General features: G+C 38.2%; 14 protein-coding genes. 10 read left to right on the top strand and 4 right to left on the bottom strand.

Going from position 1 to position 12,744, the window contains the following annotated elements; translation table 11 throughout:
• The first annotated feature begins 70 nt into the window (after window positions 1-70).
• The 5 genes from cls to HCJ30_RS08120 all read left to right on the top strand — a co-directional run bounded on the left by cls (window position 71) and on the right by HCJ30_RS08120 (window position 5,217).
• The gene (gene cls, locus HCJ30_RS08140) at window positions 71-1,585 is read left to right on the top strand and encodes a cardiolipin synthase (RefSeq protein WP_185391751.1); all 1,515 of its coding nucleotides are present in this window, start codon (window positions 71-73) and stop codon (window positions 1,583-1,585) included.
• A 15-nt stretch (window positions 1,586-1,600) separates the two neighbouring features.
• Window positions 1,601-2,119, top strand: coding sequence for a spermidine N1-acetyltransferase (speG, locus tag HCJ30_RS08135; protein WP_185391750.1), 519 nt, complete (start codon window positions 1,601-1,603; stop codon window positions 2,117-2,119).
• A 141-nt stretch (window positions 2,120-2,260) separates the two neighbouring features.
• On the top strand, window positions 2,261-3,229 hold the full coding sequence (mvk, locus tag HCJ30_RS08130; RefSeq protein ID WP_185391749.1) for a mevalonate kinase: 969 nt from the start codon (window positions 2,261-2,263) through the stop codon (window positions 3,227-3,229).
• Window positions 3,186-4,157 carry a diphosphomevalonate decarboxylase gene (mvaD, locus tag HCJ30_RS08125; RefSeq protein ID WP_185391748.1) on the top strand — a complete coding sequence of 324 codons (972 nt, stop codon included), beginning with the start codon at window positions 3,186-3,188 and terminating at the stop codon, window positions 4,155-4,157. The genes mvk and mvaD overlap by 44 nt, the downstream gene beginning before the upstream one ends.
• A complete protein-coding gene (locus HCJ30_RS08120; protein ID WP_185391747.1) occupies window positions 4,147-5,217 on the top strand; it encodes a phosphomevalonate kinase in 1,071 nt (356 codons plus the stop codon). Before mvaD ends, HCJ30_RS08120 begins: the two co-directional genes overlap by 11 nt.
• Window positions 5,218-5,282: 65 nt before the next feature.
• Here the strand turns inward: HCJ30_RS08120 and HCJ30_RS08115 are convergent, their stop codons facing one another.
• The gene (locus tag HCJ30_RS08115) at window positions 5,283-5,480 is read right to left on the bottom strand and encodes a hypothetical protein (RefSeq protein ID WP_185391975.1); all 198 of its coding nucleotides are present in this window, start codon (window positions 5,478-5,480) and stop codon (window positions 5,283-5,285) included.
• Window positions 5,481-5,868: 388 nt separating this feature from the next.
• Here HCJ30_RS08115 and qoxA point away from each other — a divergent pair, with 388 nt between their 5' ends.
• The 5 genes from qoxA to HCJ30_RS08090 all read left to right on the top strand — a co-directional run bounded on the left by qoxA (window position 5,869) and on the right by HCJ30_RS08090 (window position 11,504).
• Window positions 5,869-6,975: a cytochrome aa3 quinol oxidase subunit II gene (qoxA, locus tag HCJ30_RS08110; protein WP_008946400.1), complete on the top strand. Its 1,107-nt coding sequence runs from the start codon at window positions 5,869-5,871 to the stop codon at window positions 6,973-6,975.
• A gap of 17 nt (window positions 6,976-6,992) precedes the next feature.
• The gene (gene qoxB / locus HCJ30_RS08105) at window positions 6,993-8,972 is read left to right on the top strand and encodes a cytochrome aa3 quinol oxidase subunit I (RefSeq protein WP_003725631.1); all 1,980 of its coding nucleotides are present in this window, start codon (window positions 6,993-6,995) and stop codon (window positions 8,970-8,972) included.
• Window positions 8,960-9,571: a cytochrome aa3 quinol oxidase subunit III gene (gene qoxC / locus HCJ30_RS08100; RefSeq protein ID WP_003721631.1), complete on the top strand. Its 612-nt coding sequence runs from the start codon at window positions 8,960-8,962 to the stop codon at window positions 9,569-9,571. The genes qoxB and qoxC overlap by 13 nt, the downstream gene beginning before the upstream one ends.
• Before the next feature lies 1 nt (window position 9,572).
• Window positions 9,573-9,905 carry a cytochrome aa3 quinol oxidase subunit IV gene (gene qoxD / locus HCJ30_RS08095; RefSeq protein ID WP_003725633.1) on the top strand — a complete coding sequence of 111 codons (333 nt, stop codon included), beginning with the start codon at window positions 9,573-9,575 and terminating at the stop codon, window positions 9,903-9,905.
• 165 nt (window positions 9,906-10,070) lie between these two features.
• Window positions 10,071-11,504: a 6-phospho-beta-glucosidase gene (locus HCJ30_RS08090; protein WP_185391746.1), complete on the top strand. Its 1,434-nt coding sequence runs from the start codon at window positions 10,071-10,073 to the stop codon at window positions 11,502-11,504.
• Window positions 11,505-11,550: 46 nt separating this feature from the next.
• On the opposite strand, the gene HCJ30_RS08085 is transcribed toward HCJ30_RS08090, so the two are convergent.
• Genes HCJ30_RS08085 through HCJ30_RS08075 form a run of 3 tightly spaced genes read right to left on the bottom strand, consistent with a single transcriptional unit; the run spans window position 11,551 to window position 12,742 of the window.
• A complete protein-coding gene (locus HCJ30_RS08085; RefSeq protein WP_185391745.1) occupies window positions 11,551-11,940 on the bottom strand; it encodes a DUF1433 domain-containing protein in 390 nt (129 codons plus the stop codon).
• 11 nt (window positions 11,941-11,951) lie between these two features.
• Complete coding sequence (locus tag HCJ30_RS08080; protein ID WP_221636018.1) at window positions 11,952-12,335, bottom strand: DUF1433 domain-containing protein; 384 nt, start codon at window positions 12,333-12,335, stop codon at window positions 11,952-11,954.
• A gap of 11 nt (window positions 12,336-12,346) precedes the next feature.
• Entirely contained in the window at window positions 12,347-12,742 is a 396-nt protein-coding gene (locus HCJ30_RS08075) for a DUF1433 domain-containing protein (RefSeq protein WP_185391744.1), read from the bottom strand.
• Window positions 12,743-12,744: the final 2 nt, after the last annotated feature.

The raw sequence follows: 12,744 nt of genomic DNA, 5'->3' as shown, positions 1-12,744 counted from the left end.
AAAGCGCTTTTTAGTCACATATTATGTATAATATCTTTAATACGTCTAAAAAAGGGAAGAGTTGAAAAAAATGCGCAAACTGATCCAATTTCTGTTTATAGCAGTAGTTTTATTTTTAGTGGAATACGTTTTAATTAATCAAGCAGCTGTACTTTTCTTAGTAACAAGTGCAATTATTCAATTATGCGGGGTTGTTATTACGGTTCGACTACTCCTATTTGATCAGCGGAATACTAGCTCAAAAGTCGCCTGGATTGCGGTTATTTTCATTTTACCTGTGCTTGGAACGATTAGTTACCTTGTGTTCGGCAGAAATCCAGCAACTAGAAAATTCAGCACAGCTCAAGTAACAGAAAAAGCTAAATTAATAAATGCAGTTCATGCAATTCCAAACAACACCAATGAAAAATTACCAAGACTATCTAAAAGAATTGCTCATTTAACGTCCATAGAGCCGATTAAGGGAAATAAAATCGAAATACTGACAAATGGTGAAGAAACTTTCCCAGTGCTCTTAGACGCGCTTAGAAAAGCGGAAAACCACATCCATATTCAATACTATATTTTCAAAACGGATGAAATTTCTACCGAGATTCGAGATATTTTGGTAGAAAAAGCAAAATCTGGCGTCGAAGTTAGATTTATGTTTGATGGATTAGGTTCAAGCAAACTTCATAAAGCCTTTCTAGCCCCTTTAAAAGAAGCTGGCGTTAGCATTCACGCATTTGATCCGATTTCTTCACCGTGGATTGTAAGAACAGCTAATTTAAGAAATCACCGTAAAATTGTCGTGATTGATGGGCAAATAGGCTTCACAGGTGGACTTAACATTGGAGAAGAATACCGCTCTAATACGCCAGATTTCCGTGTTTGGCGCGATACGCATATTAAAATCACCGGTCAAGCCGTAATTGAACTCCAAGAATCCTTCCTAAACGATTGGATTTATATGGAAAATCGAGCTGGAGCTGCCGACGGGTTTATTAGCGAAACCGGATTAAAACAGTATTTCTCACCAGTTGATATGGGCGATGAATGGGCGCAAGTCATTTACGGCGGTCCATACGATAAAGAAAAATGGGTTCGTGATTCGATGCTTGATTTAATTGATTCTGCTAAAGAGTCCGTTTGGATTGTGTCGCCCTACTTTGTTCCTGACGAGGAATCACTTGCGGTTATTCGCCGGGTTGCGATGAGTGGCGTTGACGTACGGGTTATAATCCCCGGAAAAGGCGATCGCGGGATTTCATTCCACGGAAGTAACGCTTATGTGAAAACGATGATTGAAGCAGGCGCGAAAATGTATGCCTACGCCGATGACTCTTTTGTTCATGCAAAGGCAATGTTAGTGGATGGAACGCGTGCGGCTATTGGGACTGCTAATTTTGATGTACGTAGCTTTAGATTGAATCATGAATTAATGGTATTCTTATATGATGAAAGCGAGGCTATGCACCATTTAAAACGCGACTTCAAGAAAGATTTTGAAGATAGCCGATTATTTACGATGAAAGATATGGAGAATAAGCCATTATTTACGCGTATAAAAGAAGTTCTTTCCAGTTTATTATCACCAATTTTATAATTTAGGAGTGGAAAAATGAGTGGAGATTTAAAACTTAGACCGCTTGAACGAGAAGATTTGAAATTTGTTCACCGGTTAAATAATGATGCGAAGATTATGTCGTATTGGTTTGAAGAGCCATATGAGGCATTTGTCGAGCTTCAGGAGTTATATGACAAGCACATTCACGATCAGTCAGAACGCCGTTTTATTTTAGAATTAGATGGCCAAATGGTTGGATTAGTCGAGTTGATGGAAATTGATTATATTCACCGAAGAGCGGAATTTCAAATTATTATTGATCCTAAGTTTCAGGGACACGGTTACGCTGTTTCTGCCACAAAACTCGCGATGAAATATGCTTTTCACGTGCTAAATTTGCATAAATTATATTTAGTCGTTGATAAAGTAAATGAAAAAGCAATTCACATCTATGAAAAAGTTGGTTTTATTCGTGAAGGCGAACTAATTGATGAATTTTTTGTTGATGGAACTTACCACGATGCAATTCGAATGTGTATTTTCCAGCAGCAATATCAAGAAATGGATATTTAAAAGGTGATTGGCGCGGGAAAAGTTGCGCCAGTCATTGTTTTGGGTCAAAAAAAGTTCTATAATAAGGTTTTAGTGAAAAAATTATGGTATCATGAAGTATTAAAGTTTGTATTATTTTGATGGAGAAAGGATTGGCGTGCATTGGCTACAGGCATTGGGACAGCTAAAATGATATTATGCGGAGAACATGCAGTTGTATACGGAGAACCGGCAATTTCAGTCCCATTTACACAAGCAATAGTAACGACAAATGTAGAAACTTCTACAAAGACCAAGTTTTCTTCGGCATTTTTTACAGGTGATTTAGAAGATATGCCTGATTTCTTAGCGGGAATCAAAGCATTAGTTGTAGATGTTTTAAATGAAATTGGAAAAGGTGAATGTGTTTCTATTCATGTGAATTCAGGCGTTCCAATTGGACGAGGATTAGGCTCAAGTGCCGCAGTAGCAACGAGTATTGCGCGCGGCTTATATAAATATTTCAATCAAGAATTAGACTCGAAAAAACTATTAGCAATCGTTAATGCGGCAGAAAAAATTGCTCACGGTAATGCTAGTGGTGTTGATGCCATTACGGTTGTTAGTGAAAAGCCAGTTTGGTACGAGCGAGATCGAAAACTAGAAATTATGCACTTTCCTAAAAAAATCACGTTCGTCGTAGCAGATACAGGCGTTCCAAGCGAAACGAGAGACGCGGTTAAGGATGTTCAAGTATTATACAAAGAAAACGAAGCTGAAATCGGTAAAATAATTCACCAACTTGGCGATATTTCCCGGGAAATAAAGACGCATTTAGAAGGCGATGCAGACACTGTGAAGATTGGTGCTGCAATGAATCAAGCACAAACTTATTTGGAAACTTTGACAGTAAGCGATAGCAGTTTAGAGAAATTAATTAAAGTAGCTAGAAGTAGCGGCGCGGACGGGGCCAAACTGACAGGCGGTGGTCGTGGTGGATGTATTATCGCTGTAGCAAAAAATCAAGAAATCGCTGAACAAATAACGAAGGCGCTTCATGATGCTGGAGCCGCACAAGAATGGATTTTTACGATTGGAGAAGGTAGTTATGAGAGCGACAGCCATCGCACACACGAATGTGGCGCTAATTAAATACTGGGGAAAACGCGATGAACACTTGATTCTACCTGCAAACAGTAGTTTATCCTTCACGGTAGATAAATTTTATACAAAAACAACCATAGAATGGGACGAAAATCTAGCCCAAGATACATTTATTCTTAACGATGAACAAAAAACGGATGCAAAAGTAGCTCGTTTTATAGATAAAATGCGTGAAGAGTTTGGCTTAACAGCAAAAGCAAAAATCACTTCCGAAAATCACGTACCAACAGCGGCCGGACTTGCTTCATCAGCATCCGCATTTGCGGCACTTGCGCTTGCAGGATCCAGTGCTGCTGGTAGAGAAGACACAAAAGAATATATTTCCAGACTGGCTCGTTTCGGTTCTGGGTCTGCTTCTCGTTCGGTTTTTGGCGATTTTGTTATTTGGGAAAAAGGCGAACTTGCGGACGGCAGTGATTCATTCGCGGTACCTTTTACTAACAAATTATGCGATAAAATGTCGCTTGTAGTTGCAGTTGTTTCAGACAAAGAAAAGAAAGTTTCTAGCCGTGATGGCATGCGTTTAACCGTAGAAACATCCCCATTTTTCGAAAACTGGGTAGCTGCTGCTAAGACGGATTTGGAAGAAATGAAACAAGCCATTTTGGACGAAGATTTCATCAAAGTTGGCGAAATCACAGAGCGAAACGGTATGAAAATGCATGCGACAACACTTGGCGCTGAGCCGCCTTTCACTTATTTCCAACCACAGTCACTTGAAATAATGGATGCTGTTAGAGAATTGCGCGAAAATGGCATACCGGCCTATTTTACAATGGATGCTGGTCCTAATGTGAAAGTGATTTGTGAACGTGAAAATGAAAATATCGTAGCAGAGAAGTTGTCAGGTTTGGCTAAAAATGTTCTAATTTGCCACGCTGGTAAGGAAGCGAGTGTTATATCAGATGAAAAATAAACTACAGGTTAAAATACCCGGAAAATTATATGTTGCTGGTGAATACGCGGTTGTAGAATCCGGTCACACAGCCATTCTAACTGCGGTTAACCGTTATATAACGCTGACACTAGAAGATAGTGAGCGCAATGAATTGTGGATTCCACATTATGAAAATCCAGTTTCATGGCCAGTTGGCGGCGAACTTAAACCAGACGGGGAACATTGGACTTTTACAGCGGAAGCAATTAATATTGCGACAACTTTCCTAAAATCAGAAGGCATCGAGCTAACACCTGTGAAAATGGTCATTGAAACAGAATTAATTGACCAATCTGGCGCAAAATACGGACTAGGTTCAAGCGCGGCTGCAACGGTAGCTGTAATCAACGCCCTGATGACGAAATTCCATCCTGAAATATCCATGCTGAAAAAATTCAAACTAGCTGCACTTTCCCATTTAGTCGTTCAAGGAAACGGCTCATGTGGCGATATTGCATCTTGTATGTATGGTGGCTGGATTGCGTATACGACGTTTGATCAAGAATGGGTGAAGCATCGTTTAGCGTATAAATCACTGGAATGGTTTATGAAAGAACCATGGCCAATGCTTCAAATCGAAACACTAGAAGAACCAGTTTCAACATTTTCAGTTGGTTGGACGGGCACACCTGTGAGTACTGGCAAACTTGTTTCGCAAATTCACGCGTTTAAACAAGAAGATAGCAAAAATTATCAACATTTCTTAACTAGAAATAACGAAATCATGAAGCAAATGATTCAAGCTTTCCACACGAAAGACGAAGAGTTGCTTTATGCTTCTATCAAAGAAAATCGACGTATTCTTCAAGCACTTGGAACAAAAGCTGGCGTCAACATTGAAACAAGCTTGCTAAAAGAACTAGCGGACTCAGCTGAAAACATGGGCGGCGCAGGAAAATCTTCCGGCTCTGGTGGAGGAGATTGTGGAATCGCATTCTCGAAAACAAAAGAGCTCGCCGAAAAATTAGTTCAAGAGTGGGAATCGCTTGGTATTAAACATTTACCTTTCCATACAGGGAGAGTTCAAATTACTGAATAATGGAGATATCACTAATAAAGCCGAACAACTTTTACATAAAAGTTGTTCGGCTTTTAGTTTGATTACTAAATCTTTTTTTCAGTCTTATTATTTTTATTAGATAAATTATCTGCATGATTAAAAATAACCACACCAACAACTGTCAAAATGCCAGATTCTGCACCAGAAAGAATATCCATGAAATATAATATGGATGGTAAAACAATACCTATAATTCCAATTATTAATTCAATCATTCGAAATATCTTTAATTTTTTACTCACTCGACCACTCCCTGTGGAATTAAAGTATGCGACAAAACTAATTTACCATGAAAAACAACTTTTCATATAAAAACCATGTACAATTTGTTTCGAATTTCACAATCTAGGGAATAGTGAACAGAATAAAAGTTTGTGAAATATTTAATATATCAGGTTTTTGAACTAAGATATCAAATCAGATATAATGAGTTAGAGTATGAACATAGTGATTCTAAAAATGCTGATTAATTTTTAAAAAAGTTTGTGAGTTTTTTTAAAAGAACTAAATAGTAAAAGCATTTTTTCAGTTACATAGGAGTTCTAACAAGCTTCTTTCAGCACTCCGGTAATGGTATTTTTGCGCAAAAATACACATTAGAAAACATCAAAAGGAAAAGAGGGGATTCGGGTGTCAAAGGTACTTAAATCTTTGCTACTTACGGCACTACTTGGGGTTACCGGCCTTATAAGTGGTTGTGGTGACTTGACGGTACTTAATCCAAAAGGGCCAGTTGCAAAAGGTCAGTCGGACTTAATTATTTATTCGATTATATTTATGCTGGTTATTGTTTTGACGATTTTTGTATTGTTTACGATTATGTTGGTTAAATACCGCGAACGGAAAGACATTTCAAACTATGAGCCGGATATGCACGGTAGTAAAAAACTGGAAATTTTTTGGACATTGATTCCAGTTGCAATCGTTATTGCTCTAGCTATTCCGACTGTAAAAACAATTTATGCAGGGGAAGAAGCACCAAAAGTGACTTCGCATAAAGATCCAATTATTATTTACGCAACAAGTGCAGACTGGAAATGGATTTTTAGTTATCCAGATGAGTCGATTGAAACGGTGAACTATGTAAACATTCCAACCGACCGTCCTGTATTATTCAAATTAACTTCCGCAGATACGATGACAAGCTTTTGGGTTCCTCAATTAGGTGGACAAAAATATGCGATGTCTGGCATGACGATGAATTTATATTTACAAGCAGATGAAGTTGGTACATATAAAGGCCGTAACGCAAACTTCAACGGCGAAGGTTTTGCGGATCAACGCTTTGATGTAGTAGCTCAATCTGAAAAAGATTTCAAAAAATGGGCAAAAGAAACGAAAGCTAGCTCACCAGTTATTACGCAAGACATCTATGACCGTCTGCTAATTCCTGGAAGCTCGAAGCAAAAAACTTATTCTGGTACGCATTTAGCATTTGTTGATGTAGCAGCTGATCCAGAGTATGTTTTCTATGCCTACAAACGTTTTGGTTATGAGATGACAAATCCGCATAATCCGAACACTAAATCGACCATTTCTGACAAACCAATGCTTCCGGTTCGTCCTGTGACAGTAACTAATCCGCAATTTGAGCGTCATGATATGAAGCCGCAAATTATTAAAAACGGTGAAGGTTACCACGAGGATAAACACCGCGAAGACGAAATGAAGAAAATGGAAGAAGACATCCAAACAAATGAATTCAATAAAAAAGAATCGGATGACGCAGGGAAGTAAAAGGGGGGACATAAGGCATGAAATGGAATGAGTTTATCGTAACTGGCGACCCGATGATTTTAGGTGCGCAGATTTCTATCGTACTTGTAAGTATTGGTGTTGTTGCGTTACTAACTTATACAAAAAAATGGAAGTGGCTCATGAAAGAGTGGATTTCTTCCGTTGATCATAAAAAGATTGGTATTATGTACTTGCTTGCTGCTGTCTTAATGTTTTTCCGTGGTGGTGTGGATGCGCTAATGATGCGTACCCAGCTCGCTTTACCGGATATGAAATTTTTAGACGCACAGCATTACAATGAAGTATTTTCTACTCATGGAACGATTATGATTTTATTTATGGCGATGCCGTTTATCATCGGGTTGATGAACATTGCCGTACCACTTCAAATTGGTGCGCGTGATGTAGCGTTTCCATTTTTAAACAACTTGAGTTTTTGGACGTTCTTTATGGGAGCGATGCTATTTAACTTATCATTCGTAATTGGTGGTTCGCCAGATGCTGGTTGGACAAACTATGCGCCACTTGCGACAGATTTTAGCGCGGGATATGGAATTAACTTCTATCTTCTAGGTGTTCAAATCGCTGGTATTGGTACGCTGATGACGGGGATTAACTTTTTCGTCACGATTTTAAGAATGCGTACAAAAGGTATGACATTAATGAAAATGCCGATGTTTACTTGGTCTTCATTAATTACAAGTTTGATCATTATTTTCGCTTTCCCAGTTTTAACAGTGGCGCTTGCTTTAATGTCATTTGACCGACTGTTTGGGACAGCATTCTTCACACTCACGAATGGCGGGCTTCCGATGATGTGGGCCAACTTGTTCTGGGTTTGGGGGCATCCGGAAGTATATATTGTTATTTTGCCAGCTTTCGGTATTTTCTCAGAGATTATTTCTACTTTCTCGAGGAAAAAATTATTCGGTTATCCGGCGATGGTTGCCGCGATGGCAGTTATTTCTTTACTAAGTTTCCTAGTTTGGGTCCATCACTTCTTTACAATGGGATCAGGGGCGCTTGTTAACTCCTTCTTCTCCATTACAACGATGATGATTGCGATTCCGACCGGGATTAAGATATTCAACTGGCTCTTTACGATGTACAAAGGGCGAATAACCTTTACAACGCCAATGCTTTGGTCGCTTGCCTTTATCCCTAACTTTGTTGTTGGTGGGGTAACTGGGGTTATGCTTGCGATGGCTGCGGCCGATTATCAATATCACAATACGTATTTCTTAGTATCTCATTTCCACTACGTATTAATTGCCGGAACCGTGTTTTCCTGCTTTGCCGGGCTTACATACTGGTATCCAAAAATGGTCGGTTACAGATTAAATGAAAAAATTGGTAAATGGTTCTTCTGGATTTTCGTTGTTGGATTTAACGTTTGTTTCTTCCCGCAATATTTCCTAGGACTTGATGGTATGCCTCGTCGTATTTACACTTACGTACAAGGTGATGGCTGGACAACGCTTAACTTTATCTCTACAGTGGGCGGATTCTTGATGGGCGTAGCATTCTTAGTTCTTTGCTACAACATCTACTACAGCTATAAAAACTCTAAACGTGAAGTTACTGGTGACCCGTGGGATGCTCGTACGCTTGAATGGGCTACAAGTTCCGCCGTTCCTCCAAAATATAACTTTGCTGTTTTACCAGAATGGAATGACTTGGATGATTTCTGGAATAGAAAACAAAAAGGCGATCCATATGTAAATGATAAAAATTATAAACCAATCCATATGCCGAGCAATACCATGGTTGGATTTGTGATGTCCGTCTTCTTCTTCATTGCCGGTTTTGGACTAGTCTTCTACTGGTACTGGATGGGAATTATTGGTCTTGTTGGTATTTTAGGATGTATGATTTATCGTTCGTTCCAAAATAACGATGGCTACCACGTGGAAGTGGACGAAATTAAAGCAACAGAAGAACATAATGCGCGCGAACTTGCGACTGGTGTGAAGGAGGGGAACCCATGGAATCTGTAGAAACAAATAAAAATCTGCCAATTGAATATAGATCAGAACAAGGTCGATTAAATATTCTTGGATTCTGGATTTTCCTTGGCGCCGAAATTGCGTTGTTTGCAACACTTTTCGCGACTTACTTTGTTATGAGAAAGGCTGGCTCGAATGCGGGTCATCCGCCAGCAGAAATGTTCGAACTTTGGCTAGTGCTAATAATGACATTTTTACTATTAACAAGTAGTTTTACGTGTGGCCTTGCAATTGGTGAGATGCGTAAAGGCAATGTGAAAATGTTGACGATTTACTCGATTATTACCCTGATTCTTGGTGCGGGATTTGTTGGCTTTGAGCTTTATGAGTTTGCACACTATGTGACAGAAGGCGTTACGATGCAAGTTGGTTCTTACTGGTCAGCATTCTTCGTTCTACTAGGAACACATGGACTTCACGTAACGGTCGGGATTTTCTGGATTAGTTTTATTCTGATTCAAATTAAAATGCATGGTTTGACGCCAAAAACAGCATCAAAAGTATTTATTTCCAGTTTATACTGGCATTTCTTGGATGTTGTGTGGATTTTCATTTTCACCGGTGTCTATTTGCTAGGGATGGTGAACTAATATGACACAAAATAATAAATCAAATGCAGCACATGCAGAAGGTGGCATTCCTTGGAAACATATTGTTGGCTTTGCGCTATCGGTTATTTTGACGCTTCTAGCAGTCTGGGTGGCTCTTTATTCGACGCTAACAACCAATGTTAAGGTAGTTATTATTTTCATCTTTGCGTTCATTCAGGCAGCCCTACAGCTTCTGATGTTCATGCATATGACAGAAGGCCGCGATGGTAAAATCCAAATCGGTAATATTTTATTCGCAGCATTTATTGCGATTGTCGTAGTTATTGGTTCTTATTGGGTAATGGAAATTGGCCATATGAATCATTTGTTATAATTTAAAAAGACTGGTATAGAATTCATTTTCTGTGCCAGTTTTTTTGCATTTTTAAAGGGGGTAACAGCTTTTCTAAAAAAAATTTAAAATTATCGCTTGCTATGTAATGCATTACATATTTTATAGTGGAGAAGTAAATTATATTCGTGAGAGGAGTTAGACATAATGACAGAATCAAAATTTCCTAAAGGCTTTTTATGGGGCGGAGCAGTTGCTGCAAACCAATGTGAAGGCGCATATCTTGAAGACGGTAAGGGACTTTCACTAGTAGATATAGTACCAACAGTAGAGGACGGACGCTGGGATGCCTTATTCAATCCAACGAAAGCGCTTTCCACTGATTACGGTTTTTACCCAAGTCATGAATCAATTGATTTTTATCATCGTTATAAAGAAGACATTAAATTAATGGCAGAAATGGGCTTCAAATGTTTCCGTATGTCCATCAGCTGGCCACGTATTTTCCCAAATGGTGACGAAACTACACCAAATGAAAAAGGATTAGCATTTTATGACAAAGTTTTTGATGAATGTCATAAATACGGCATCGAGCCAGTAGTTACAATCAACCATTTCGATACTCCACTAGAAGTTTTCAAAAAATATGGTGGTTGGAAAAACCGCAAATGTATCGATTTTTACTTAAATTTCTGTGAAGCTATTTTCACGCGTTACAAAGATAAAGTAAAATATTGGATGACATTTAACGAAATTAACATGATTCTTCATATTCCTTTCTTTGGTGGCGGCATGGACGTTACTAACGAAGAAAATCCTGAAGAAGTGAAATATCAAGCGGCTCATCACCAATTAGTTGCATCTGCTTTAGCGACAAAACTTGGTCATGAAATCAACCCAGAAAACCAAATCGGTTGTATGCTTGCAGCTGGGAACACATACCCAATGACATGTAACCCAGAAGATATTTGGAAATCCATTCAAGCTGACCGTGAAGGCTACTTCTTCATCGACGTTCAAGCACGTGGTTACTACCCAAGCTACACTAAACGTTTCTTCAAAGAACACAACATCAACATCCAAATGGAAGATGGCGACTTAGACGCATTACGCGATCACACTGTTGATTACGTGGCATTCAGCTACTATTCTTCTCGTCTAACAAGCGCAGATCCAGAGAAAAACAAAGAAACAGAAGGCAACGTTTTCGCAACACTAAAAAACCCATACCTAAAAGCAAGCGAATGGGGTTGGCAAATTGATCCACTAGGTCTACGTATTACTATGAATACAATTTACGACCGTTACCAAAAACCACTTTTCATCGTTGAAAATGGCTTAGGTGCAGTGGATACAGTGGAAGAAGACGGCTCAATCAATGACGATTACAGAATCGACTACATGCGTGAACACGTTCGCGAAATGGGCGAAGCAATCGAGGACGGCGTGGAACTTCTTGGCTACACACCATGGGGCTGCATCGACCTTGTCAGCGCTGGCTCTGGCGAAATGAAAAAACGCTACGGCTTCATCTACGTTGACCGCGACAACAAAGGCAACGGAACATTAAACCGCTCGAAGAAAAAATCATTCGACTGGTACAAAAAAGTAATTGAAACAAATGGTAAAGATATCGACTAGGATATAGGAAACCCCCACTTTCGGTGATGAAGGTGGGGGTTTTGTTTTATTGTGTTTTTGAGTTTTCTTGTTGTTGGATTTCGGTTACCGTTTTATCTACGGGATATTTAGCCCATTCATACATTTCTATTGGCATTCCAACATTTTTTTCAAAATGATCGTTATAAATAGAAGTTGTGAAGTATAGATCCTTATCACCGTTAACATATCCTTCTATGTATGGAGTACCCATTCCTGTAAAATCAGCCTTAGTAAAGGTTACGTTCTCAATATTATTATAGTTATATTTTAAATATTTTTCGATTCGTGGGGCTTCTTCTTTTAAAAGAGTTTCATTTGCTAGATGAATTTCATATTTTTTCCAAAATACATAGCCAGTAAAACAACTCAAAATGATGATTAAAATAGATACGATAATAATAGGCTGTTTTTTCAAAGAAGTTCACCTCAAGGATTTTTGTCTTTTTCTTGTTGCTGAATTTCGGAAACAGTTTTATTTATTTCGTTTTTACGCCAATTGCTAACATCTTCAGGGACACTAATGCTATTTTCAAAATGTTCATCATAAATAGTAGCACTGAAAAATAGATTTTCGTCATTATTGATAAACCCTTCTATGTATGTAATCCCCATAGGAGAAACTTTAACATGAGTAAAGTTCAATTTGTTAATATTGTTATAGTTATACTTCAAAAATTGTTCAATTCTAGGGGACTCTTCTTTTAGGAATGCTTCTCTTTCCACATTTTCTTGATGTTTTTTCCAAAATAAAACCCCACTAAAAACTATGATTAAAATTAAAAAAAGAATAAAAATTGTGTATTTCTTCAAAGGTCTTCACCTCAAGGATTTTTGTTTTTTTCTTGTTGGATTTCAGAAACTGTTTTTATATTTTCTTCGTTTTCAGTTTTCAGAAACTTTTCATCTACTTCTTTTGCAGAATTTACTATCTCTACTCCAGCTGAATCAAAGAGTCCAGCATCAATCCATAAATCTTCATCCCCATTTAGATAACCTTTAATGTGAACTACACCAGTTGGATTTTCCTGTAAACTAGTTAAAGTAATTTCATTAATACCATTGTAATTATAATCGAAAAACGCTTCAATTCTTGGTTTTTGTTGAGTGAATATCCTGTTAGTATTTTGATTTTCATATTTTTTCCAAAATAAAAATCCACATAACGAACATAGCACGATGATTAAAATAGAGATGAGAATAATAGGCTGTTTTTTCAAAG

This window comes from Listeria cossartiae subsp. cossartiae (assembly GCF_014224155.1).
GTDB classification, from domain to species: Bacteria; Bacillota; Bacilli; order Lactobacillales; family Listeriaceae; genus Listeria; species Listeria cossartiae.
This window is presented reverse-complemented; position numbering and strand designations above follow the sequence as displayed.